Annotated in this window: 17 protein-coding genes and 1 pseudogene; 9 read left to right on the top strand and 9 right to left on the bottom strand. The window is 67.3% G+C overall.

The window, feature by feature from the left end:
* Window positions 1-3 precede the first annotated feature (3 nt).
* The 3 genes from AC5YGJ_RS03875 to AC5YGJ_RS03865 all read left to right on the top strand — a co-directional run bounded on the left by AC5YGJ_RS03875 (window position 4) and on the right by AC5YGJ_RS03865 (window position 3,554).
* Window positions 4-1,356, top strand: a complete 1,353-nt coding sequence (locus AC5YGJ_RS03875; protein ID WP_496185785.1) for a TFIIB-type zinc ribbon-containing protein — start codon at window positions 4-6, stop codon at window positions 1,354-1,356.
* A complete protein-coding gene (locus tag AC5YGJ_RS03870; protein ID WP_249843927.1) occupies window positions 1,353-1,610 on the top strand; it encodes a hypothetical protein in 258 nt (85 codons plus the stop codon). Before AC5YGJ_RS03875 ends, AC5YGJ_RS03870 begins: the two co-directional genes overlap by 4 nt.
* Window positions 1,611-1,889: 279 nt before the next feature.
* A complete protein-coding gene (locus tag AC5YGJ_RS03865) occupies window positions 1,890-3,554 on the top strand; it encodes a tyrosinase family protein (protein ID WP_496185784.1) in 1,665 nt (554 codons plus the stop codon).
* A 97-nt stretch (window positions 3,555-3,651) separates the two neighbouring features.
* On the opposite strand, the pseudogene AC5YGJ_RS03860 reads toward AC5YGJ_RS03865, so the two are convergent.
* Window positions 3,652-3,783, bottom strand: a pseudogene (locus AC5YGJ_RS03860) (tyrosine-protein phosphatase); the annotation flags it as partial.
* Window positions 3,784-4,126: 343 nt separating this feature from the next.
* Here AC5YGJ_RS03860 and AC5YGJ_RS03855 point away from each other — a divergent pair.
* The 3 genes from AC5YGJ_RS03855 (at window position 4,127) to AC5YGJ_RS03845 (ending at window position 7,792) form a co-directional block, all read left to right on the top strand.
* Window positions 4,127-4,735 carry an AprI/Inh family metalloprotease inhibitor gene (locus AC5YGJ_RS03855; RefSeq protein WP_496185783.1) on the top strand — a complete coding sequence of 203 codons (609 nt, stop codon included), beginning with the start codon at window positions 4,127-4,129 and terminating at the stop codon, window positions 4,733-4,735.
* A 1-nt stretch (window position 4,736) separates the two neighbouring features.
* The gene (locus tag AC5YGJ_RS03850) at window positions 4,737-5,927 is read left to right on the top strand and encodes a M23 family metallopeptidase (protein ID WP_496185782.1); all 1,191 of its coding nucleotides are present in this window, start codon (window positions 4,737-4,739) and stop codon (window positions 5,925-5,927) included.
* A gap of 140 nt (window positions 5,928-6,067) precedes the next feature.
* Window positions 6,068-7,792 carry a sensor domain-containing diguanylate cyclase gene (locus AC5YGJ_RS03845; RefSeq protein ID WP_496185781.1) on the top strand — a complete coding sequence of 575 codons (1,725 nt, stop codon included), beginning with the start codon at window positions 6,068-6,070 and terminating at the stop codon, window positions 7,790-7,792.
* A gap of 24 nt (window positions 7,793-7,816) precedes the next feature.
* On the opposite strand, the gene AC5YGJ_RS03840 is transcribed toward AC5YGJ_RS03845, so the two are convergent.
* The gene (locus AC5YGJ_RS03840) at window positions 7,817-8,944 is read right to left on the bottom strand and encodes a DNA glycosylase AlkZ-like family protein (RefSeq protein ID WP_249843921.1); all 1,128 of its coding nucleotides are present in this window, start codon (window positions 8,942-8,944) and stop codon (window positions 7,817-7,819) included.
* A 12-nt stretch (window positions 8,945-8,956) separates the two neighbouring features.
* Window positions 8,957-9,559 carry a TetR/AcrR family transcriptional regulator gene (locus tag AC5YGJ_RS03835; RefSeq protein ID WP_496185780.1) on the bottom strand — a complete coding sequence of 201 codons (603 nt, stop codon included), beginning with the start codon at window positions 9,557-9,559 and terminating at the stop codon, window positions 8,957-8,959.
* Between the two features lie 282 nt (window positions 9,560-9,841).
* Between AC5YGJ_RS03835 and AC5YGJ_RS03830 the strand changes: the two genes are divergently transcribed.
* Window positions 9,842-12,016: a TonB-dependent receptor gene (locus AC5YGJ_RS03830; protein ID WP_496185941.1), complete on the top strand. Its 2,175-nt coding sequence runs from the start codon at window positions 9,842-9,844 to the stop codon at window positions 12,014-12,016.
* 59 nt (window positions 12,017-12,075) lie between these two features.
* Here AC5YGJ_RS03830 and lanKC read toward each other — a convergent pair whose 3' ends face one another.
* Complete coding sequence (gene lanKC / locus AC5YGJ_RS03825) at window positions 12,076-14,775, bottom strand: class III lanthionine synthetase LanKC (RefSeq protein ID WP_496185779.1); 2,700 nt, start codon at window positions 14,773-14,775, stop codon at window positions 12,076-12,078.
* A gap of 169 nt (window positions 14,776-14,944) precedes the next feature.
* A complete protein-coding gene (locus AC5YGJ_RS03820; protein ID WP_012511180.1) occupies window positions 14,945-15,070 on the bottom strand; it encodes a hypothetical protein in 126 nt (41 codons plus the stop codon).
* 256 nt (window positions 15,071-15,326) lie between these two features.
* Here AC5YGJ_RS03820 and pip point away from each other — a divergent pair, with 256 nt between their 5' ends.
* Window positions 15,327-16,274, top strand: coding sequence for a prolyl aminopeptidase (gene pip, locus AC5YGJ_RS03815; protein WP_496185778.1), 948 nt, complete (start codon window positions 15,327-15,329; stop codon window positions 16,272-16,274).
* Window positions 16,275-16,398: 124 nt separating this feature from the next.
* Here the strand turns inward: pip and AC5YGJ_RS03810 are convergent, their stop codons facing one another.
* From AC5YGJ_RS03810 to AC5YGJ_RS03795, 4 genes are read right to left on the bottom strand one after another with little or no spacing between them, the layout of a single operon-like run.
* Window positions 16,399-17,757 (bottom strand): heavy metal sensor histidine kinase, encoded by a 1,359-nt coding sequence (locus AC5YGJ_RS03810; RefSeq protein WP_409460030.1) that lies wholly within the window; start codon window positions 17,755-17,757, stop codon window positions 16,399-16,401.
* Window positions 17,754-18,443, bottom strand: coding sequence for a heavy metal response regulator transcription factor (locus tag AC5YGJ_RS03805; RefSeq protein ID WP_107230645.1), 690 nt, complete (start codon window positions 18,441-18,443; stop codon window positions 17,754-17,756). The genes AC5YGJ_RS03810 and AC5YGJ_RS03805 overlap by 4 nt, the downstream gene beginning before the upstream one ends.
* Window positions 18,440-21,553 (bottom strand): multidrug efflux RND transporter permease subunit, encoded by a 3,114-nt coding sequence (locus tag AC5YGJ_RS03800; protein ID WP_496185777.1) that lies wholly within the window; start codon window positions 21,551-21,553, stop codon window positions 18,440-18,442. Before AC5YGJ_RS03800 ends, AC5YGJ_RS03805 begins: the two co-directional genes overlap by 4 nt.
* Window positions 21,550-22,722 (bottom strand): efflux RND transporter periplasmic adaptor subunit, encoded by a 1,173-nt coding sequence (locus AC5YGJ_RS03795; RefSeq protein WP_496185776.1) that lies wholly within the window; start codon window positions 22,720-22,722, stop codon window positions 21,550-21,552. Before AC5YGJ_RS03795 ends, AC5YGJ_RS03800 begins: the two co-directional genes overlap by 4 nt.
* 257 nt (window positions 22,723-22,979) lie before the next feature.
* Between AC5YGJ_RS03795 and AC5YGJ_RS03790 the strand changes: the two genes are divergently transcribed.
* Complete coding sequence (locus tag AC5YGJ_RS03790) at window positions 22,980-23,276, top strand: EF-hand domain-containing protein (protein WP_496185775.1); 297 nt, start codon at window positions 22,980-22,982, stop codon at window positions 23,274-23,276.
* Window positions 23,277-23,421: the final 145 nt, after the last annotated feature.

Genomic DNA, 23,421 nt, shown 5'->3' with positions numbered 1-23,421 from the left:
ATCATGTCCGATTCCCGAAACGGCCCACCGCCGCTGCCCGGATCCGCGCCTGCGACACCGCCGCCGCTGCCGGCGGCGTCGCTCGATGGCCCGGGTTCGCCGCAGGACGTACCTCCCCTGCCCGGCAGCTTTCCGCTGGATACCTCGAAACTGCCACAGGCGATCCGCGATGAAGTGGAAGCGCCCGACCCGCTGGCCATCGATACCTCGGCCCGCGAACTGAAGGACGGCCTCAACCGCTGTCCCAAGTGCGGCGCCACCGACATCCGGCCCAAGCCCGGCACCGACATCCTCATCTGCCTGTACTGCCGTCACCAATGGCAGGGCGAGCGGGTGGAAGAGGCATTCGGGCTGGGCGAGGACATCGACCAGCTGCGCGGCACCGTCATCGCCTCCGGTGCGCGTGACATCGATACCGACACCTCAGCGCTGATGACCTTCAAGTGCAGCGGCTGTGGTGCCGAGGTGACGGTCAACACCGAAAGCACCATGACCGCACGCTGCCATTGGTGCCGGCATGTGTTCGGCGTCAACGAGCAGATCGCCAACGGTGCCGTGCCCGATGCCGTGCTGCCCTTCCATATCAGCAAGGACGATGCGGTGGCGCGCATCCGCCAGTTCGTGGACAAGCGCCGGCTGTTCGCGCTGAAGGCCTTCAAGCAGCAGTTCACCCCGGAAAACGTGGTGGGCGTGTACCTGCCCTACATGATTGTCGACAGCAATGTCAGCGCAGCGGTGGCCGGCAAGGGCGAGATCCAGACCCGCCGCTACGAAGTGGGCAACGACAAGAACAAGCGCACCGTGTATGACGCCGATGTCTACCAGATCGAGCGCCAGGTCGATTTCACCGTCGACGATCTGCAGATGGAATCCTCGGCCGAGCGCGGCAACCTGGATGTCAGCGCCAACACCAACAACATCATCAACACCATCCTGCCGTTCGACACCAAGAACGCGGTGAAGTGGAACGCCTCCTACCTGGCCGGCTTCACCTCGGAGAAGCGCAACGTGGACGTGGAGAAACTGCGTCCGCGGCTGGAGGACCAGCTGCTGTCGATCGCGCGCTCGCAGGTGGAAGCGTCGGTACGCGGCTACAACCGCGGCGTGCGCTGGGAGCAGGAGCAGCTGGAAGTCCACGGCACCCGCTGGGTATCGATGTACCTGCCGGTCTGGCTTTACTCCTACCACCAGCCTGGCCGCAATGGCGGCATGCTGCACTACATCGCAGTGAACGGCCGCACCGGCGAAACCATGGGCAGCGTGCCGGTGCAGCAATGGAAGATGCTGCTGGCGGCACTGGCCGCCGGCACCGTCATCGAAACCCTCGCAATTGCAATCCTGATGGCAACCTCATGAGCGACGACAGTGGCCTCTGGCTGTTGGCGGCAGGCCCGGCCGGCGCAACCGCGCTGTACTGGGCGCTGTACCGCTACTACCGCAATACCGACAAATCGCACGCCTTCGAGCACGAGACCGAGGTCAAGGCCAAACCGGTCACCGGCTCCAACCAGAAGGTGGGCCAGGTGCGGGGCACTGAAGCCACGCGCATCGACGGCGACAACGTGTACGAGTATCGACGGCGCGTGGTCCGCGTGAAACCGGAGCCGTAGAGCCAGGCCGTGCCTGGCTGAGATCCGAAGACGCCCCGACGACGACGGTGAACAGCTTCAGCCGCGGCGCGGTGCGCGCGCCGCTGTCTGTGGCTTGCTTCGCAGATCGTCGCGAAGGCGCATGCCTATACTACCGCCGCTTCCACCCCGGCCATCACTGCGCCAGCCGGTGGAAGCGGCGGGGCTGGATGGCCCCGTCGGGCCGGCCGCCCAGCTGCCGCCGGCCCTGCCAGTGATTTGTAACCCAACGCGGTTCAACCAATCACCAGGGGGAAGGCCATGCGCTACACACGTCGTAATTTTCTTGCCAGCACCGCCAGTGCGTCACTGGCGTCACTGATCGCACCCGGGGCCTGGGCTAGCGGCGCCGCGCCGGCCGACAAGGCCGTGCAGGCTCGCTACCACCGCTACAGCGTCACCAGCCCCGAAGGCCAGGGCATGCTGAAAAGCTACGCGCGCGGCATCGAGGCCATGCTGAAACTGCCGGCGAATGATCCGCGCAACTGGTTCCGCAATGCCTTCGTGCACCTGATGGACTGCCCGCACGGCAACTGGTGGTTCTACGTCTGGCACCGTGGCTATGTGGGCTACTTCGAGCAGACCATCCGCACGCTCAGTGGTGATCCGCAGTTCGCGATGCCCTACTGGGACTGGACCGAGCTGCCGCGCATTCCGCCGGCGATGTTCGATGGGGTGCTGTCGCCTACTGACAGCGCCTATGCCCCCTACACGCGCAACCTGGCGGTGTTCACCCGCTTCATGCGGCCGGCGCTGCAGCGTTACTGGGATTCGCTCGATGCCGGGCAGCGCGGACAACTCAAGCTGCGCGGCTATCTCACCGCAGACGATGTCTGGAACGATGTGACCGGCTACAGCGCCACCGAGAAGACCGGCATCTCCGGCAACGCGGCCTACGCGATCACCTGCGGCGCGCGCTATCTGTGGCGGGAAAACCCCGGCTTCGACGACAAGACGCGCTCGGCGGTTTCACCCGACACCCTCCATGCCGGGCTGTCGCCGGTGGAGTTCTACAACGCCGATGTCAGCCGCAGCTTCACCAGTTCGCGCACGGCCTCACACGTGGTGCAACCGGATGGCGCCACGAAATTCTCGGTGCTCGAAGGCTTCCCGCACAACAAGGTGCACAACTGCATCGGCGGTGTCGGCGCGGTCGATCCCGGCCCGTACGGCAACATGACCAACTTCCTGTCGCCGCTGGATCCGATCTTCTACCTGCACCACGCCAACATGGACCGCCTGTGGGATGTGTGGACGCAGCTGCAGTACCAGCGAGGCAAGCCGATCATGCCGGTGGACGTCGAGCAGCGGCGCCAGTTCATGAACGAGCCGTTCCGCTTCTTCGTCAACGCGCAGGGGGGCTTCGTCGGCGAGCGTCCGGCCAGTGCGTTCTTCTCCACCACGGCCTTCGACTACGACTACATCTACCCGGGCCGCAACGCCCTGCTGAAGACCGCCGCGCAACCGGCCGCCGCCGGTGCGGTGCGGCTGGTGCGCGGCACGCGTTCCGACGGCGCGGTGCGCGTGGCCATCCCCGATGAGGCGGTGCGCGCGCACCTGGCATCGGCAGGGCCACGTCAGCTGATCGCCGAGGTGACGCTGGAACGACCACGCGGGTTGAACAACACCCGCGAGTTCGACGTGCTGATCAACGCGCCCGCAGGCACCACCTCGGTAGCGGCCGACAGCCCCTACTACGCGGGCACCGTATCGTTCTTTGGCCCAAGCATGCCCGGCATGGACCACAGTCATCCCACCACGTTTGCGGTGCCGTTGCCGCAGAAACTGGGGGCACTACAGGCACTCAACGCCGCCGCTGGCGGGGCGAGGACGCTGGAGATCCGTCTGGTTGCGTCGTCCGGCCAGGCGCCGCAGACATTCCCGGTGCTGGATGCGTCCATTCTTGTGGCACCGCAGCAGCCATGATGGCGTACGGCAGGTGCCGGCACTGTCCGGCACCTGCCTTCGGCACGCCGGCCAGGTCCAGCAGCAGGCCGGCAATGATGCCGGTGCGGTCCGTGTCGGCCATGCAATGGAACGTCACCGCGCCATCCTGCTGTGCGGCGATGCCCTGGAACACCTGCCTGGGCGGCGGTTGGCTGTGGCCCAGCCTCTGCACATCGGCCTCGCCGAGAAAATCGGGGAAGTGGGTCATCATCGTCGGCGGCCACGGGCTTCACGTTGGCGGCAGTAGCCTGGGGCGCGACGGCCTGCGGTGCATCGGCGACCAGCGCCTGGGCAAGTCCATCGACGAGGAACGGATCGCCGGCCGCACCCTGCTGCTGCGTGTGCTGGTGGAGGGCCTGGCGATGCGCGCAGTGCGCGATCCGGACCTACCGCCAACCAGGGTGCGCGCCCTGCTGGCCGATGCCATCGGCTGGGTGATGGCCGATTGAGAGCGGCGACCACGGTGGCTCGGAACGCATCGATGTACCATCACGCGTTCTCCCGCCCCGCCGGCCGGATACTCGCCCGGACTCCCGCCCGAGGATCCGGCGATGGCTGCCGTGCTTGCCCGTACCTGCCTGTCCGCACTGTGCTGTCTGGCACTGCCCGCCCTGGCCCAGGACGCCTCGTTCGGCGTGGGCAAACAGACCACCCGCACCGACCAGACTACACAGACCAGCAGCACCCAGACCCAGAGCACTGACGTCTCCGCCGCCGGCAACAGTGGTGCGATGACCACCCAGACCACCACACAGGGCAGCTCACATACCGAGTCACGCAGCGAAAGCAGCGGCATGGATGTCGAGGTCGGTTTCCACGACCGGAGTGACGACTGGGGGCATGAGCACCGCCGCAATGAACGCGATGTACGCGACGGCGATCTGTTCGGCCGCTGGACGCTGGGCCAGGAAAACGGCAGCAGCTGCACCATCGAACTGAAGAACAACGAGTGGTTTGGCGGCTACAGCGCCTACGTGCCCGCCGGCTGCCCGGACGGCTTCTTCTCGGCCAACCGCTGGCTGCTGTCGGGCAACCAGCTGCTGCTGACCGATACCAACAACACCGTGCTGGGCCGATTCCGTGCCTCCGGTGGGGGGCGCTGGTCCGGCGCCCGCGAATCGGACGGGGCGCGCCTGTATCTGAACCCGACGGGGCGCTGACATGTTGCGCAGGCTGCATCTGTTTCCGGCCGGCATTGCCTGCGCACTGCATGCCGCCCTGCTGCTGCCCGTCCTGTCTGGCGCCGGCGCGGCCGCTGCGGCGCCGGCGCTGGCCCCGGTTGAGGCGCGCGTACCGTTCGCCCCCTCGCCGTTCACCGGCAGCGACGGCGCGCGCCACCTGGCCTATGAACTGCACATCAGCAACTTCTACGGGGATACCGGCGCGCTGGCACCGCAGGGACTGGAGGTGCGTGCAGACACCTCCGCATCGCCGTTGCTGCAGCTGGATGCTGCGGCATTGTCAGCATGGGCGCGTCCGGCCGCCGCAGAAGGCGCACCGTTGTCGATCGCTGCCGGCAAGCGCCTGACCCTGTTCATCTGGCTGAGCCTGCCGGCCGATGCACCGCTTCCGCACGTTCTCAGCCACCACATCGATTTCACCACGGACAAGGGCGCCACCGTCTCCCTCGACGGCGCTGCGGTGACCGTCGCTGCGCAGTCACCGCCGCAGCTGGGCCCTCCACTGAAGGGAGGGCGCTGGCTCGCGCACGAAGGCCCCGGGGCGGCGCAGTCGCATCACTGGGGCAGCCTGGTGGCGGTGAACGGTGCGCTGACCATCCCGCAGCGGTTCGCGCTCGATCTGGTGGGGGTGGACGCACAGGGCCGCGCGGTGCACGCCGCCGCCGAGCGCCTGCAGCACACCCGCCACCAGGACTGGGTCGGCTACGCGGCACCGGTCATTGCGGTGGCCCACGGCGTAGTGCGCGATGCCCGCGATGGCGAAACGGAGCATGCACCGCTCACCGCGCAGCCGGAGCCCACATCGCTTACCGCAGCCGGCCTGTTCGGCAACTACGTGGTACTGGAAATCGCGCCCGGCGTGTTCGCCAGCTATGCCCATCTGCGCAAGGGCAGCATCAAGGTCAGGCTCGGGCAAGCGGTGCAGCGCGGGCAGGCCCTGGCCGAACTCGGCCAATCGGGTAACTCGGCGGCTCCGCACCTGCATTTCCAGCTGAGCAACAGCGTGCACTTCGAGGGCTCGGAGGGGATTCCCTATGTCTTCGATCGTTTCCAGTACTTCGGTCCGGAATCGGAGGCGCAGCTGTTCGGGCAAGGGCCAGCCTGGAACAGCCCGTCGCCGCAGCCACGCCGGCAGCAGCTGCCGCTCAACGATGTGGTGATCGGCTTCTGATCGAGGCGATGCGCGCGGACCAAAGACCGCCCTCGCCTCACACTGGCATCACCCGTGCTTGGCACTAGATAACTCCGGGGGCGCTAGCATCGCCGGTGCCGTCGCAGCCTCCCGCCCACGCCCCTGCCCTGTCACGCACCATGGACGAAGCCGACCGACTGCTTGAAATCGACCGACTGAGCCTTCTGGATACGCCGCCGGAGCCGGTGTTCGACGCCATCGTCGCAGCGGCCCGTTCCGCCACCGGAATGACCATGGGGCTGATCTCGGTGGTCGCCGAGCAGCGCCAGTGGTTCAAGGCCAACATCGGCCTGGAAGGTGTCAGCGAGACCTCGCGCGACATCTCGTTCTGTACCCATGCCATCGAGCAGGACACCCTGTTCGAAGTCGCCGATACGCGCCAGGACCCCCGCTTCTCCAGCAATCCGCTGGTCACCGGCGGCCCGTGCATCCGCCACTACGTTGGCATCGCGCTCGGCTCGGCCTACGGCGCCCGCATCGGCACCCTGTGCCTGCTCGACCCGATGCCCGGCGTGCTGTCACCCTCGCAGCGCGAACTGATGGTGCACCTGGCGCGGGTCACCACCCAGGTGCTGGAACAGCGCAGCGCACTGCTGGCACAGGTCGGCCAGGCCAAGGCACTGCATCGCGAACTCAAGCGCAGCGAGGATTTCCTCGAGCGCACCAACCGCGCCGCGCGCGTGGGGGGCTGGGAGCTGGACCTGCACAGCAACGTGGTGCGCTGGACCCGCGAAACCAAGCATATCCACGGCGTCCGCGGCAATTACCAGCCCACACTGGAATCGGCATTGTCGTTCTATCGCGCCGACAGCCGCAGCATCATGCAGAGCGCGGTGCAGCGCTGCATAGACGAAGGCACACCCTGGGAAATACAGGTACCGATGACCACCGCCGACCATCGCGACATCTGGGTGCGCGTGGTGGGCGGGCGGCAGCAGGTCGATGGCCACACACGCCTGGTCGGCGCGATCCAGGACATCACCGACGAGCGCGCCGTGCTGGATGCGCTGGAAGCCAGCGAAACACGCTATCGGCGCCTGTTCCATTACAGCCTGGGCCTGATCTGCACGCATACCCTGGACGGCACGCTGACCTCGGTGAACCCGGCGGCCGTGCAGTCGCTGGGTTTCGAGGAGAGCCAGATGGTCGGGCGCAGCCTCGGCGCGCTGATGCCCGCAGATCGCCGCGACGCGTTCGACGCCTACCTGGCACGCATCGCCGCGGCGCACACCGATTCGGGCGTGATCGAGCTGATCGGCGCCGATGGCCATCGCCGCTACTGGGCCTACCACAATGTGCTCGACGAAGAGGCCGATCCGCCCTATGTGCTCGGGCATGCGCAGGACGTCACTGCGCTGCGCCAACAGGAGCGCATCCTGCGCGAGCTGTCCCAGCGCGACCCGCTGACCCACTGCCACAACCGCCGCTACCTGCATCGGCTCGAGGCCCTGGTTGACGCGAACTGGGCCTGCCTGCTGTTCGACCTGGACCATTTCAAGCAGATCAACGATCTGCAGGGGCATCGGCGCGGCGACGCGGTGCTGGTGGAGTTCGCCACCTTCCTGCGCCGGCCGCTGGCCGAACGCGAAGTCGTGGTGCGGCTGGGCGGCGATGAGTTCCTGGTCGTGCTGGATGCCCCGCCCGCGCGCCTGGCCGCGCTGGAAGGCTGGTACCGGCAGCATGCCGCCGCCGCACCCACGCAGTTCTCGATGGGCAGCGCCGAGCACCGCCCGGGTGAGGCTTTGGCCGAGACCATCCATCGCGCAGATACCCAGCTGTACCGGACACGCGCCCGCATCCGCCAGCAGATGCGTCCGGCGCAGGCGCCCGATTCCGGGCACTGAACGCCGCCTCCCCTGCCGCCGGTGCTAGCGCCCGGCCGCCTCCAGGAACACGCGCATCCGCTCCAGCTCGTCCTGCAACGCCTGGCCAAACACCCGATCGCGCGCCAGCGATCGCCCGGCATAGCCCACGCTCGAGGCCAGCTCGCCGTCGCGCACGCTGAGATTGGCCCAGCCCACCACCTGGTCGTGCCACAACAGCGGCAGGGCGTAGTAGCCGTACTGGCGCTTGGGTGCAGGCGTGTACGCCTCGAACCGGTAGACCCAGCCCCACAACTGCTCGAAGCGGCGGCGATCCCACACCACCGGATCGAACGGTGCCAGCAGGCGCACCTGCTCGTCCGGCGCGTGGCGGCGGGAGCGTGGATTCTCATCCGCCGGCCAGTACCACGTGGTGCCGTCCAGCGTGCAACTGGCAAGTTGCTGCCTGGCCAGTTTCAGCGCGTGCCGGGTCTGCTCGGCCAGATGTGGTGCGCCATAGCCCAGCAGGCGCACCAGATAGGTCAGGCTGGCCGACGGCAGAGGCGCGTACTTGCGCACCACCAGGTTGACCAGCGCCGCCGCGCGCTCGATCTGCGCAGCCTCGCTGGCATCGGCCTCGGCGTGTTCGGCCAACGTGTAGATGCGCGTGCCACTGTCGCGGCGCTGCACGCGCAACAGTCCGCGGTAATGCATGCCGTCAAGCAACTGGGTGCTGGCATTGCTGGTGCCACCCCAGTAGTTGGTCACCCGGCCATGCGCGAAGGCCTGATCGACTTCACGCGGGTGCACACTGCCGCGTTCGCGCACAAAGGCCAGCACATCGGCTGCACGGCGCCGGGTCTGCGCATCCCACACGCGCCGGGACACGCGCGGATGCATCAGCGCCAGATGCTCACGCGGCAGGAAACCGTAGTTGACCAGGCAGTCTTCTTCCACCGGCAGGCGCGCGTAGCGCCGCTCCAGATCTCCCGCGCGGTAGTCCTTCACCCGGTGTCGCAGGGTCAGGTCCTGCGCACGCGCCGGGGCGCGGATCGGGTCGGCCTGTACGAAGCCGAGCCGCCGGATCGCCGCCATCAGCGTGGTGGGTGCGAACAGGGTGCGCGCCACAGCGAAGCGGCGCAGGTCATCGAGGGTGGGCGTGGCAGGCATGGCCGCATTGTAGATCCACGCCATGCGTGGATGGGGTCACGGCGATCGGTCCGCGCCGTCCTCTTTCAAGACCTGCAACGACCCGATCACCAGCGCACGCAGACCCTGCCTGAACTCGGTGATGACCTGGCCATCCTCATCGTCGGCGATCGCGTAGATGGTGTCGGCACCAGCGATGCAGTGGAACGCCAGGGTCGCCAACAACCAGCGCGCCTTGTCGATCGGCAGCCCGTACACCTCGGCCACATGCACCTGGTGGGCGGCGATCTTTTCCAGCATCGGCGTGGTCGCCACCGAACGCCGCAGCAGATACGGCGGCAGCCCGGGATGCGCCTTCACCAGCTCGCACAGCGACGCCACAAACGTCAGCAGGTAGCCCTGCAGTCCGCCCGCGGCATCACGCGATGCGCGCGGGATCTGCCAGCGCTGGAACACGGCATCGGCCACCAGCCGTTTCAACGCCTCCAGATTGGCCACGCGCTTGTACAGCGCGGCCTGGCTCACCGCCAGTTCGGCGGCAACGGTGGCCATGGTCAGGCCGGGCAGCCCCAGGCGGATGCCGATGTCGGCCAGACGCTCGGGGGTGATGGTGGGCGGCCGGCCACGGGGCGGCAGTGCGGGGTCGGGTTGCGTACTCATAGCGTTGGCAGGGTGACAGCAAAGGGACCCTCTTGTCCGCTTCCTGTGATTTAGTTTACTTTACTCAACTAAATGGAAGTGCGCCCGGCTCGTCACCGTGGCCCACACCCGAATCGAGCCGCTGGCTCATCTCCCGCCAGGTCCCCACCCAGCCAACAACCGTGCGCTGCGCCCTCTCCCCGTGCTTGCCGATGGCAGCGCGCCAGGCGCGTTCGCGCCTGCGATCTACAGGAACCTGGCATGACCGTGTTTGATCTACCCGCTTCGCCCGTCCGTCCGGCCATGGCCGCTGCGCGGCTGCCGACACCTCCGCCGCGCGCGGACCAGCGCCATCGCGTTTCGGCCCTCGCGCTGGGCCTGCTGGCCCCGTTCGCCGCGTTGGCCGAATCTGCTGAATCTGCCGAATCGGCACCGTCCACCCTGCCCTCGGTGCAGGTGCAGGAACAGCGGCGGGTCACCAGCGACTACGCGGGCGGACAGGTGGCCGGCGGCGGCCGTGTCGGCCTGCTCGGTGACAAGGACTTCATGGACACACCGTTCAGCACGGTCAGCTATACCGAAGCGTTCATCCGCGACCGTCAGGCCCGGGACATCACCGAGGTCATCGCCGCCACCGACCCCACGGTGTTCAGCAACGGCGTCACCGGCTCGTGGAGCGAGAACTACGCCATCCGTGGCTTCGCCTCCAGTACCAGCGACACCACCTTCAACGGTCTCAGCGGCATGGCGCCGTTCTACCGCACCTCGCCGGAAATGTTCGAGCGCATCGAGGTGCTCAAGGGCCCGTCGGCGTTGCTCAACGGCATGCCGCCGGGCGGCTCGGTGGGCGGCGCGGTGAACCTGGTGCCCAAGCGTGCCGGCGAGCAGCCGCTGCTGCGGGTCAGTGCCAACTTCGCCTCCGATGCGCAGTTCGGCACCCATGTGGACCTCGGCCGCCGGCTGGGCACCGACAGGCAGTTCGGCATCCGCTTCAACGGCGCCTGGCGTGATGGCGACGGCGCCGTCGGCAAGCAGCGCAAGAAGGTGCAGCTGGGGTCGCTGGCACTGGACTGGCGCGGCAGCCGTGCGCGCCTGTCGGCCGATCTGTACAGCGCCGACGACCGCGTTGACGGCCCGGCGCGCGGGGTCGGTCTGGCCCCGGGGGTGGCGATTCCGCGCCCGCCGCGCGGCGATACCCTGATCAACCCGGACTGGGCGTACGTGGACAGCCGGGACAAGGGCGCGATGCTGCGCGGCGAGCTGGACATGAATGACAGCCTGATGGCCTACCTGGCCTATGGCACCAGCAGGACCGACTACCGCTACAACGGCTCGATCAGCGCACAGGTGCTCAACCCGGCCGGCGATTTCAGCACAGTGATCGGCCAGCTGGCGTTCGATATCCGCAAGCAGTCCGGTGATGCCGGCCTGCGCGGCACGTTCCGTACCGGCAGCGTCGGCCACCAGTGGGCCGCCAATGTGACCCACTACCAGCACACCCAGAACGACTATGGCCGCCGCAGCGTGCCGGGCTGGGACTGGACCACCCACCTCTACCACCCGGTGTGGGGGCCGGCCGCGCCGTTCATCGCGCCGCACATCTCGCACACCGAGCTGCGCCTGGACAGCCTCGGCGTCGCCGATACCCTGTCCTTCGCCGATGAGCGCGTGCAGCTGACGCTGGGCGTGCGTCGCCAGCAGGTACTCAGCGAGACCTTCAACGTGGCCACCGGTGCGCGCACCTCGCGCTATGACCAGAGCGCCACCACCCCGGCGACCGCGTTGCTGGTGAAAGCCAGCGAGAACGTCTCGGTCTACACCAACTACATCGAAGGCCTCAGCCAGGGCGCCACCGCACCGATGACCGCGGCCAACGCCGGCGATGTGTTCGCACCCTTCCGCACCAAGCAGAAGGAGCTGGGCCTGAAGCTGGACCAGGGCAGTTTCGCGCACACCTTCAGCGTGTACGAAATCAAGCGTCCGAGCAGCTACACCGACCCGGTCACCAACATCTTCTCGTTTGGTGGCGAGCAACGTAACCGTGGCCTGGAATGGGGCTTCTTCGGTTCACCGCTGGACGGCGTGCGCATGATGGGTGGCCTGGCCTATGTGCAACCGAAGCTGACCCGTACCGCCGGCGGCGTGAATGAGGGCCGCATCGCCACTGCCGTGGCCCAGCGCCAGGCCAAGCTGGGCGTGGAATGGGATGTGCCGGTGCTGCAGGGGCTGACCCTGACCGGGAATGCGACGGCCATGTCCAAGCAGTACATCAGTGCCGACAACCGCCTGTCGGTGCCGGGCCGCACGCTGTTCGATGTGGGCGCGCGCTACAGCACGACGCTGGCGGGCCGGCCGTTTGCGCTGCGTGCCACGGTGAACAACGTGGCCAACAAGGCGTACTGGGGCATGCCGTTGCTGTCGAGCCTGGCACTGGGTGCGCCGAGAACGGTGCTGCTCTCGGCCACGATGGATTTCTGAGGCGCCTGGCCCGTCCAGGACGCGACGTTGCCGGGCGCCGCACCGGCAACGTCGCGGGATCATGCGCCAGGTGCCGGCGACGGCTCGAGCAGTTCATCCAGCATCAGCAGGCGACGGCGGCGGTTCTGCAGTCGATCCAGGAACACACCAATGCCGGAGCCCCCCATGCCGAAGTCGTTGCAGAGGCGATAGTGTGCCGGCCCGGCAAAGGCGATGCCTCCCTCGCAGTCGATCGCGTGTGGCAGGATCGCCTCGGCCTGGTAGAAGGCGGCATGGCCGAAGCGCTCATCGCCGAGAAAATGCGCCATGTCCAGCATGAACTCACCGAAGCCGGCATTGCCGCTGTCCTGCCAGATCTTGTTGGTGACCCGTGGCCGCACCGAATGCGCGCAGTCCAGCGCCGCCTCGCGGAAACGCTCACTGCCGGTAGCGACGAAGTGACGCACGCAGGCCATGCCGATGCCTGCCGATCCGAAACGGGTATGCGGGCTGGCCGGCGCGGCCGGTCCGCTTTCAACGTGCGTGGGCCATACCGTTCTCCCGGCAATGCGCAGGCCATGGGCGAGATCGAAATCCAGTGCATCGGCGGCGGCATCGAGATAGCGCTGCGCGCCGGTCGCCTTGCCCAGATAGGTGAGAAACAGCGCGATACCACTCTGTCCATCGCCCAGCCCCAGGCCGGTGCGGTCCCCGGCCTTCCAGTACACGCCGACGGCACCGCGCTGCCCCTGCTGCAACAACGCATCGCCGATGCGCGCAGCCGCCTCAAGGTAGGCCGGGTCGCGCAACGACCGCCAGGCGTGCAGATTCAGCAGGCCCAGTCCCGCGGCGCCGAAGTACAGCCCGGGCAGCACCCGCGCGGCCGGGTCATCGTTGATCTCGGCCAGCAGGCGGCGCGCCGTGTCCGGGCGGCCTGCGCACATCATCAGCAAGGCGACGCCGCCGCGGCCGGAGTACAGCCCGCTCGGGCATCGTTGCGGGGTGGCGCCGCGTTCGATCCAGTCCAGCACAGCCGGCTGTAGTTGGCCGCCCCGTTGCAACAGGAACATCGCAACGCCGGTCGCGCCGAACTGCAGCGAGACCGGGTTGGTCATGAACATCTGCAGGCCCGCCGGCCACAGGCGATCGCTGCGTGAGAGATCGCAGGTCGAGGCGAGGTAGCGTTCGTAGCCGTCCAGTACGGCAGCAATGCGCGCTCGCGTCTGCGCTGCCGGCGCGGCCACTTCCAGCAGTTGCGCGCGTGTCGGGAACATCAATCTGTCCGGTGCGGGCGCCGGCGCCTTGGCCAGGTGCGCCAACGCACGCGCGATGCTCCAGCGTTCTTCCACGTCCTGAAGCGTCAGGCCCGTCACGATCTCGTGCAGATCGGCGGGCAGGCCCAGATCATCCAGCACCTGGCGCAGCTTGCGCTCAAGCAGGGCCTGTCGGCACAGATCCAGGCCGGAGGCACAGAAGGTGATCATGTCCAGAATGAGCGCGCCGAACGCGTAGTGATCCTCCTGCACCGTAGGGCGCTGCGCTTCCAGCTGCTGCTGCGAGGCGTAGCCCGGCGTCCAGCCCTTGGCCCAGCGCGAGTCGACACCGATCTCGTGCGCGAACTCCAGATCAATGAACTTCACTTCCCCATCAGCGGTGAACATCACGTTGCTGCGGGTCAGGTCGCGCAGCACGACGTCGTGGTCGTGAACGCACTGCAGCGCCTCGCCGATCTGGCGTATCTTCGTGCGGATACGCTCAAAACCGTCGCGCGACCGCTGATCCTCATCGGCGAAGTAGAACGCCATCGCACTGTCCCACAGTGTGATCGCCTCCAGCTGCTCCTGGACCAGGAACCAGTTGTTCCATTCCTTGAACAGGTCCACATACACCGGCACCCGTCCGGTCCCGGACAGTTTCTGCAGGATCCGGGCCTCGCGCTGTATCGCATTGACCATGCCGTTGGGCACATCGCTGCCATCGGCGGCGGAAAAGCCACGTACCTCGCGGATGACGACCTTGCGCCCGGTCGCGGTATCGCGCCCGTGATAGATGCCGCCGGTACCGTTGAACTTCAGCACCCCCTTCACTTCATAGCGGCCGTTGAGGGTGATCGGCCCCTGCGGTGACTGCGGCGCCGCTTCGGCGGCGCGGGTGACCGGATCGATGACGCCGGGCGGCAGCCGGAATGCCGGGCCACGCACGTCTTCCTGCCATGCGCCGTCACTGAGCGGGTAGCCCTGCTGCAGACTGCCGTAGGGATCCGGCCGCGATACGCCGGCATGCGCGCCATACCGGTAGTAGACCACCGTGCTGTCGGCGTAGGGGCGATCGGTCAGCACATGCGGGCCGGCCAGATCGCAGGTGGCCTGATGCAGCTGTGGCAGCAACGCCTGGAACTGCTGCGGGTCCTGCGGGTAGATCGTGATGAACTTGCCCACCTGGAAGCGCGACCATCCCTTGCCCAGCGAAAGCCCGAGCATGAAAGGATCGGAGCAGAACTTGAACGCCACGCCGGCCTCCAGCACCACCGGCAGGATCGCAGACAGTGTGCGTTCGGCGTTTTCAGGAATACTGGACAGATGGATCTTCCAGCCGTGGCTGGCCGCTACGCTCTGTGGGGGACGACAGGTGGTCCAGAAGCCCCGCGCCTGCATCGTCCAGCTGGATGGCAAGCGGCTGCGCGCGATCGCTGCATACTCATCGGTCGGCCGGTAGCGGTCCGGCGATTCAAAATGCAGGCTGTCAGCCAGCGTGTACAGACGTGCCGTTACCTCACTCACTCCACACCTCCTTGTCGACACGGCGGGATCCGCCGTGTCCGCATCGCACGCGCCGCCAGACTGCACCGTCCACCCAGGTGAACGGCGCAGCGACTTCAACCGTTGAAGACTTCGCCACCGGCGCGGCGGAGGCCGGCCGGTGGCAGAAGGTTCAGGGCAGCCCGAGGGACTACGCCTTGTCCGAACCTTCGTCGATGCCCAGGCCCGAGCTGTACCAGGACAGGCAGACCACACACTCGGCTTCAGCTTCCAGCGACTCGATTTCCAGCGACTGCAGAGCAAGTACGTTGTTCATTCTTCACTTCCTTATTTTGTTGGGAGATGAACACTGCTGAATGCGGCGTCGTGATTGATCCTTGTCAACGCCGCCTGAAACTTATAAGCGCGACTCCAAATGCTGTCAAACGCGCTTGCAGCAATTTCAGTTGCGCATGCATCGCACCGTGTGTACGCGCATCGACCAGTGCATTTACAGCATCGGCAACGTGGCATGCCCTGTGCGGGCACGCTGGGGGCGCTATGCTGGCGGCCCCGTTCGTGAGACGCCTGCCATGCGCACCCTGTATCCCGCCATCGCGCCCTACCGCGAGTTCATGCTGCCGGTCAGCGATCTGCACACTCTGCATGTCGAAGAATGCGGCACGCCCGATGGCATCGCGGTGGTGTACCTGCACGGTGGGCCCGGCGCTGGCATCTCGCCCACTCATCGACGCTTCTTCGACCCGGCGCGCTACCGCATCGTGCTGATCGACCAGCGCGGCAGCGGCCGCTCTACCCCGTTCGGCGAACTGCGCGACAACACCACGCAGGATCTGGTGGCCGATATCGAGAAGGTGCGCGAGCACCTGGGCATCGAGCGCTGGCTGGTCTACGGCGGCTCGTGGGGTTCCACGCTGTCGCTGGCCTATGCGCAGGCGCATCCCGAGCGGGCCACCGGGCTGATCGTGCGCGGCGTGTTTCTCGGCCGCGAGATCGAGAACCGCTGGTTCGCCGAAGTCGATGGCGGTGCGCGCTGGATCTTCCCGGAGCGCTGGGACCGCTACGAGGCCCATATTCCCGAGGCCGAGCGCGGCAACATGATCGAGGCGTACTGGGCGCGGCTGGACAGCCCGGATGAGGCGACCCGCATCGCCGCGGCCCAGGCCTGGCTGGGCTGGGAAGACAACGCCGCCACGCTGCAACACCAGGTGGACGCCGAATCCAGCGATGACCCGCTCGATACGCTGGCCAAGGCACGCATCGAAGCGCACTACTTCCGCAATGGCATTTTCCTGGAGCCGGACCAGCTGCTGCACGGTATCGACCGCATCCGCCACCTGCCGGGCGTGATCGTGCAGGGGCGCTACGACATCATCTGCCCCCCGCGCAGCGCCTGGGATCTGGCCAAGGCCTGGCCGGAAGCGCAGCTGCTGATGGTGACCTCGGGCCACAGCGCCAATGAAGCGGCCACGACCGATGCACTGGTGCGCGCCACCGATGCGTTTGCGGACAGATTCTGACGGGGCATCGAGGGCGAACAGCCGCGGATCTTCGGAGAACTCGTGAAGAATGGGCCGGGGACATGGCTGGCGCCCCGCTCCTGGCAGGGTCGAGCACTGGTCGACTCTACCCAGCTGGATTCCTTCAGCCGACACTGAACCCCACCGTGGTCAGCCCGTCCTGGCTGGCCACGAATACTTCACCGCCGTGCAGCATGGCGATGGCCTTGACGATGGACAGGCCCAGCCCGTGGTGACGCTCGCCTCGGTACTCGCGGGCTTCATCCACCCGGTAGAAGCGCTCGAACAGCAACGGCAAGTGTTCGCGGGCGATGCCGTCGCCCTCGTTCAGCACCGCAATGCGGGCACCGCTGCCTTCGGCCTGCAGCTGCACCCGCACCACGCTGCCAGGCCGCGCGTGCTGCACGGCGTTGTGCAGCAGGTTGGTCAATGCACGCCTCAGCAGCGACGGATCGATGCGTGCGCTGGCGTCACCTTCAATGCGCAGGGTCAGCCCCGCCTCCTCGAACAGCAACTCGAGGAACTCCCCGGCCGTGGCCACCTCCTCGGCCAGGGACACGGTGCGGGTGTCCATGGCGATGTCACCCTGCCCGGCACGCGACAAGAAAAGCATGTCGTTGACGATGGCGCGCAGGCGCTCCAGCTCTTCCAGATTCGACTGCATCACTTCCTGCAGGTCGGCGTTATCGCGCGGCCGCGACAGCGCGACCTGGGTCTGGCCCATCAGGTTGGCCAGAGGCGTGCGCAGTTCATGCGCCACGTCCGCATTGAAGGCATCCAGCCGCGTATAGGCGGCTTCCAGTCGATCCAGCGCGCCATTGAAGGCACCGGTCAGGTGACCCAGCTCGGCCGGCAGCCCCGCAGTGTCCAGCCGCTGCGACAGCCGCTGAGGACTGAGTGAGCGCGCTTCGTCGGACAGCGCCCGCAATGGCGCCAATCCCAGCCGCGCGATCCAGTAGCCCAGGCCGGCCACCAGCAGCACGCCCAGCACACCGGCCACCCACAGTGCTACAGCAAACCGCTGCAGTGCATGCGTATAGGGCTCGGAGTCGATGCCGATCCACAGGTCCACCGGCGGCCGCACGCCTTTGCCGGGCACGCGCTCGTAGAGCGTGCGCAGCGGGTGCGCACCCTCACGCTGCAGGGTCCCCATGCCATCGTCATGACTGCCGGGCGGTTGTACCTGCGGCTGCGCGCTGCCGATGCGGAAGGTCGGGTCATCGCTCCAGGCCCACACCAATGTGTCGCGGTCACCAGAAATCAGGTTGCCGACCTTCTCGCGCACCTTGGTCCAGCGCTCACGGGTATCGCACATCGCCACGCTGCCGCTCACCGCGTGCAGCTTGGTCTGCAGCTCGGCATGCTGATAACGCACGACCTGCCGTTCGAGCACGCCATACACACCGATGCCGAGCAGGGTGAACACCAGCAGCGCGGCCACTGCGAACATCGCCGACAGGCGCTGCGCGATCGACCACCTCATCGCGGCCCGTCCTCGTCTTCGCGCACTTCCAGCACATAGCCCATGCCGCGCACGGTGTGCAGCAGCTTGCTGGGGTATGGGCCATCGAGCTTGCCGCGCAAGCGCTTGATCGCCACTTCCACCACGTTGGTATTGCTGTCGAAGTTGATGTCCCAGACCTGCGCGGCAATCACCGTCTTGGACAGGATCTGTCCACGCCGCTGCGCCAGCAGGGCCAGCAGCGCGAACTCCTTGCCGGTCAGGTCCAGGCGTGCGCCGTCACGATAGGCGCGACGTGCCAGCAGATTCACCTGCAGGTCACCCACCTGCAGTTCGGTCGGCTCCTGCTGCCGGCCACGTCGCACCAGTGCCTGCAGCCGTGCCAGCAGCTCGATGAACGAGAACGGTTTGACCAGATAGTCATCGGCGCCCTGCCCCAGCCCGTGCACGCGGTCATCCACGCGATCACGCGCGGTCAGCATGATCACCGGGGTCTGCTTGCTGCGGCGCAGCTCGCGCAGCACGTTGAAGCCATCCATGCCCGGCAGCATCACGTCCAGCACGATCACGTCGTAGTCGAATTCGCGGGCCAGGTGCAGGCCGGTCACGCCGTCGGCAGCCAGGTCCACCGCCCAGCCCTGCTCACCCAGGCCGGTGCGCAGGTAATGGGCGGTCTTGCTCTCATCCTCGACAATCAGCAGTTTCATCCGGGCTCCGTCAGCGCAGCACCTTCCTCTGCCCTGCGCTCGCGACGACGTTGCAGGAACAGCCGGTCCAGGGCCAGGTAGATCACCGGGGTACTGTACAGGGTCAGCAGCTGGCTGATCAGCAGGCCGCCGACCACTGCCACGCCCAGAGGCTGGCGCAGCTCCGAACCGGTGCCAAACCCGATCATCAACGGAATGGCGCCCAGCAGCGCGGCCAGCGTGGTCATCATGATCGGGCGGAAACGGGTCAGGCAGGCCTCGTGGATCGCCTGCAACGGCGACAATCCGCGGTTGCGTTGCGCGTCCAGCGCGAAGTCGACCATCAGGATGCCGTTCTTCTTGACGATGCCGATCAACAGCACGATGCCGATCAACGCCATGATCGAAAACTCCAGCCCCCACAGCCACAGCATCAGCACCGCGCCGATGCCGGCCGAAGGCAGCGTGGACAGGATCGTGAGCGGGTGCACGAAGCTCTCGTACAGCACGCCGAGGATGATGTAGACCGCCAGCAGCGCGGCCAGGATCAGCCATGGCTGGCTGGCCAGCGATTCCTGGAACGCCTGCGCGGTGCCCTGGAAGCGGCCGCTGATGCTGGCGGGCATGCCCAGCTGGACCTGGGCCTGTTCAACCAGCTGCACCGCCTCGCCCAGCGATACACCCGGGGCCAGATTGAACGACAGATTCACCGCTGGCAGCATGCCGTTGTGGCTGATCGACAGCGGCCCGTTGCCCGGCGGCTGTACCTGGGCCACCGCCGACAGCGGCACCATCTGCCCGGTCAATGGCGAGCGCAGGTGGAAGTAGGACAGCGCGTCGACCTCGCCGAGCAGGCCCGGCGCGATCTCCAGGATCACCCGGTACTGGTTGGTCTCGGTCTGGAACTCGTTGATCTGGCGCTGGCCGAACGCATCGTAGAGCACCTGGTCGATGTCGTTGGCGGTCAATCCGAACCGCGCCGCAGCGGTGCGATCGATCTGCAAGCGGGTGACACTGGCGCCGACCTGCTGGTCGTTGGATACATCGCGCAGCTGCGGCAGGCCACGCAGGCGTTCGGTCAGCAGTTCGGCCCAGCGCGACAGTTCGCGACTGTCCTGTCCGCGCAATGCGTACTGGTACTGCGTGCGCGCCGGCCCTGCGCCCAGATTGATGTCCTGCGCGGCGCGCATGTACACGGTGATGCCCGGCACGCTGGCCATCTTCGCGCGCAGTCGGTCGATGAACGCATGCACGTCCACATCGCGGTCGCCGCGATCCTTCAGCACGAACCAGAAGCGGCCGTTGGACAGGGTCTGGCTGCCGCCGGTGGCGCCCACCGCATGATTGTAGGCCTGCAACGCCGGGTCCTCGGCAGCGATGGCGGCCAGCTGCCGGTGCTTGGCAGCCATCTGCTCGTAGCCGATATCCTGCGCCGCCTCGGTGGTGGCGATCACGAAGGCGGTGTCCTGCAACGGGAAGAAGCCCTTGGGGATCATCACGTAGGAGGCCACCGCCGCCGCCACTGTGGCGCCGAAGCCGAGCAGCACCGTACGTTGATGGCCCAGCGCCCATTGCAGGCTGCGGTCGTAGCCGGCCAACAGGCGACCGGCCAGCGTGTCCTGGCCGTCACGATGGGCGGGCATGCGTTTCATCAGGTGCGCGGCCATCATCGGCGCCAGCGTCAGCGAGGCCACGATCGAAATCAGGATCGCCACCGTGATGGTCAGCGCGAACTCGGCGAACAGGCGGCCGACCACGCCGCCCATGAACAGCAACGGGATGAACGCGGCGATCAGTGACAGGCTGATCGAGACCACGGTGAAGCCGATCTCGCCGGCGCCCTTCAGCGCCGCTTCCATCGGTCCCAATCCGGCCTCGCGATGGCGGTGTATGTTCTCCACCACCACGATCGCATCGTCCACCACGAAGCCGACCGCGACCACCAGCGCGACCAGGGTGAGGTTGTTCAGGCTGAAACCGGCCACGTACATCGCCGCGAACGTGGCCACCAACGCGACCACCAGCACCGCACCGACGATCAGCGTGGCCGACAGCTGGCGCAGGAACAGCCCCATCACCAGCACCACCAGCACGATGGTCAGCACCAGGGTCACTTCCACTTCATGCAGCGAGGCGCGGATGGTGCGTGTGCGGTCATTGAGCACCTCCACGTCGACACTGGCCGGCAGATTGGCACGCAGCGCCGGCAACGCGGCCAGCACCGCGTCGGTGGTGCGCACGATGTTGGCCCCTGGCTGGCGGCTGATGATCAGGCCCACTCCCGGCTGCCCGTTCGGCCACGCCTGCACATACGCGTTCTCGGCACCGTCGACCACCTGCGCCACATCGCCGAGCGTTACCGGCGAGCCGTCACGGTAGGCCACCACCAGCTGCCGATAGGCCTGCGCGTCGAACAACTGGTCGTTGGCCTCGAAGGTGGACGTGCGCTGGCCGCCCATCAGCGCACCCTTGGCCTGGTTGAGGCTGGCGTTCTGAGCCACGCCGCGCAGATCCGACAGGGTCATGCCCATCGCCGCCAGCCGCTCGGGCTGGGCCTGGATGCGGATGGCCGGGCGCTGCTGGCCGACGATGTTGACCTCGGACACGCCACTGATCTGGCTGATCGAGCGCGCCAGCCGGCTTTCAGCCAGATCGCTCAGTTCGGTCATCGACATCTGCGCCGAGACCACGCTGAGCACCAGGATCGGGCTGTCGGCCGGGTTGACCTTGCGCCAGGTCGGCAGGTTCGGCAGATCGCTGGGCAGGCGCCCGGCGGCAGCATTGATCGCCGCCTGCACTTCCTGCGCGGCAGTGTCGATGTCCTTTTCCAGATCGAACTGCAGGGTGATCGAGGTGCTGCCCAGCGCACTGGTGGAGGTCATCTCGATGATGCCGGGCACGCCGGTCAGCTGCGTCTCCAACGGCGTGGCGACCGCCGAGGCCATCGTCTCGGCGCTGGCTCCGGGCAGGTTGGCATTGACCCGGATGGTGGGAAATTCCGCTTCTGGCAGCGGCGCCACCGGCAACCGCGGCAACGCGGCCACGCCGAGCAGGATCACCGCCAGCGTCAGCAGCGTGGTGGCCACCGGATGCCTGACGAACCAGCTGGACAGCGAAACCCGCGCGCTCACGGTGCGGCCCCGCGCTTGGCTGCCGGCGCAGACGCGGCCTCGGCAACCACCACGCCCGGGCGCAACCGCGACTGGCCATCACGGACGATCACATCGCCCACCCGCAGCTCGCCCTGCACCGCCACTTTGCCGTTCTCGGATTCACCGACGCTGACCGGCAGCACTTCGACGCTGCCATCGGCCACCACCCGATACACAAAGCTGCCCTCGATGCCGCGCTGGATCGCGGCGGCGTCCACCACCAGCGTGGCCGCGCTCTGCCCGGTACGCACGCGCACGCTGACCAGCTGGCCTGGCCACAGGCGATCATCGGCATTGGCAAAGCGTGCGCGCAGGCGCACGGTGCCGGAGGTTTCCTCCACCTGGTTGTCGATCACCTGCAAACTGCCTTCGGCCAGCAGCTGGCCGCCATCGCGGTCCAGCGCCTGCACCGGCACCACCCCGACCGCAAGGGCCTGGCGCAGCTGCGGTAGCGTGTCCTGCGGCAGCGCGAAGACCACCGAGATCGGATCGGTCTGCTGTACGGTCACCAGGCCCTGGGTATCGCTGGCGCGCACCAGGTTGCCCGGGTCGACCTGGCGCAGGCCGATGCGGCCGTCCATCGGCGCCAGGATGCGGGTATACGACAGCTGCACCTGGGCGGCATCCACCGCCGCCTGGTTGCCACGCCCGGTGGCCTGCAGCTGCTGCACGGTGGCGGCCTGCTGCTCCAGCATCTGCCGCGACACCAGCTGGTCGCTGGACAGGTGCTGCAGGCGCGCCAGATCGGAGCGCGCGGCATCCAGCGTGGCCCGGTCACGGGCTACCGCGGCCTGCGCCCCACCCAGATCGGCGCGGATCGCCCGATCATCGATGCGTGCCAGCAGCTGCCCCTTGCGTACCTTCTGACCTTCCTCGAACAGCACCTCGGTCAGCACGCCATCCACCTGCGGCCGCAACACCGTGCTCTGCAGCGACTGCACGGTGCCCAGGCCATTTCGCCAATGGGCGATGTCCTGTTGTTCGACCCGGCCGGTGACCACCGGCACCGGCGGTGGCGCGCTGGCCGGTTGCGCATCTCCGCGCGACACACCATGGAACAGCATCAGCAGCGAGAGCACGACCAGCAGCAGCGCCCCCAAAGCCAAGTGACGACGACGCAATCGTGCGGACAGCAGCGGAATTCGCATTGTGGGGGTCCATGCCGGTGCCGGCGCGGGGGCTGCGCGGGCCTGTTGCCATCCTCTCCGGCCGGCTCGGGCACCCTGCTGTCGCCTGCCTGACAATTTCGACAGGTGGATCTCCGATAGCTGCGCGCAGGCGCGGGTGAACGGGGTCCCAATGCCAGCGCCGGCAGCGCACGATTCTTCGCGTACCCCTTACAGATCGGCGCCGATCATCCGGCGGTGGGCGCCGTGGTGGCTGCCCCCGCCAACAGGAGCACGCCATGACCGGTTTCCGTTTCGTTCCCGCCGCCCTCGTTGTTGCATCCGGCCTGCTGCTGGGGGCGTGTTCCAAGCCACAGGAGCCCAGCAAGACCGCCGCCGATGAGGTAACCGAGGTAAAGCTGATTCCGCCGTATGAATCGCTGGACAAGGACAAGGACGGCATCGTCACCCTGGCCGAGGTCGATGCGGTGGCACCCGATTGGGCACAGCGCCTGCACGCCTGCGATACCGACCGTGACAAGACGCTGACCCGCGGGGAGTACGACGTGTGCAGGAACACCAGCGGTTCGCACTGATCACGATTATGGCGCGGCCCGGCAGCCGGCTATACCAAGGTATAGCCCGGCTAACCCACGGGCCTCTAGGACTGTCCCATTCAGCGGCGGACAATAGCGCCACTGGCCAGGGCAACCCCGGCCCGCCCCTTCCCTCAAGGAGACG

The sequence above is a fragment of the Stenotrophomonas sp. CS3K5 genome (assembly GCF_059515225.1).
The sequence above is the reverse complement of the archived record's forward strand: the minus strand, read 5'-3'. Positions and strand labels throughout refer to the sequence as shown.

Excerpts from the sequence above, each read along its gene's own strand:
- AC5YGJ_RS03850 (WP_496185782.1), top strand. The coding sequence starts at position 4,737 with ATGTTGCGCAGGCTGCATCTGTTTCCGGCCGGCATTGCCTGCGCACTG.
- AC5YGJ_RS03810 (WP_409460030.1), bottom strand. The coding sequence starts at position 17,757 with ATGAGGTGGTCGATCGCGCAGCGCCTGTCGGCGATGTTCGCAGTGGCC.
- pip (WP_496185778.1), top strand. The coding sequence starts at position 15,327 with ATGCGCACCCTGTATCCCGCCATCGCGCCCTACCGCGAGTTCATGCTG.
- AC5YGJ_RS03870 (WP_249843927.1), top strand. The coding sequence starts at position 1,353 with ATGAGCGACGACAGTGGCCTCTGGCTGTTGGCGGCAGGCCCGGCCGGC.
- AC5YGJ_RS03790 (WP_496185775.1), top strand. The coding sequence starts at position 22,980 with ATGACCGGTTTCCGTTTCGTTCCCGCCGCCCTCGTTGTTGCATCCGGC.
- AC5YGJ_RS03820 (WP_012511180.1), bottom strand. The coding sequence starts at position 15,070 with ATGAACAACGTACTTGCTCTGCAGTCGCTGGAAATCGAGTCGCTGGAA.
- AC5YGJ_RS03830 (WP_496185941.1), top strand. The coding sequence starts at position 9,842 with ATGGCCGCTGCGCGGCTGCCGACACCTCCGCCGCGCGCGGACCAGCGC.
- AC5YGJ_RS03845 (WP_496185781.1), top strand. The coding sequence starts at position 6,068 with ATGGACGAAGCCGACCGACTGCTTGAAATCGACCGACTGAGCCTTCTG.
- AC5YGJ_RS03805 (WP_107230645.1), bottom strand. The coding sequence starts at position 18,443 with ATGAAACTGCTGATTGTCGAGGATGAGAGCAAGACCGCCCATTACCTG.
- AC5YGJ_RS03840 (WP_249843921.1), bottom strand. The coding sequence starts at position 8,944 with ATGGCGTGGATCTACAATGCGGCCATGCCTGCCACGCCCACCCTCGAT.
- AC5YGJ_RS03835 (WP_496185780.1), bottom strand. The coding sequence starts at position 9,559 with ATGAGTACGCAACCCGACCCCGCACTGCCGCCCCGTGGCCGGCCGCCC.
- AC5YGJ_RS03795 (WP_496185776.1), bottom strand. The coding sequence starts at position 22,722 with ATGCGAATTCCGCTGCTGTCCGCACGATTGCGTCGTCGTCACTTGGCT.
- AC5YGJ_RS03855 (WP_496185783.1), top strand. The coding sequence starts at position 4,127 with ATGGCTGCCGTGCTTGCCCGTACCTGCCTGTCCGCACTGTGCTGTCTG.
- AC5YGJ_RS03865 (WP_496185784.1), top strand. The coding sequence starts at position 1,890 with ATGCGCTACACACGTCGTAATTTTCTTGCCAGCACCGCCAGTGCGTCA.
- AC5YGJ_RS03875 (WP_496185785.1), top strand. The coding sequence starts at position 4 with ATGTCCGATTCCCGAAACGGCCCACCGCCGCTGCCCGGATCCGCGCCT.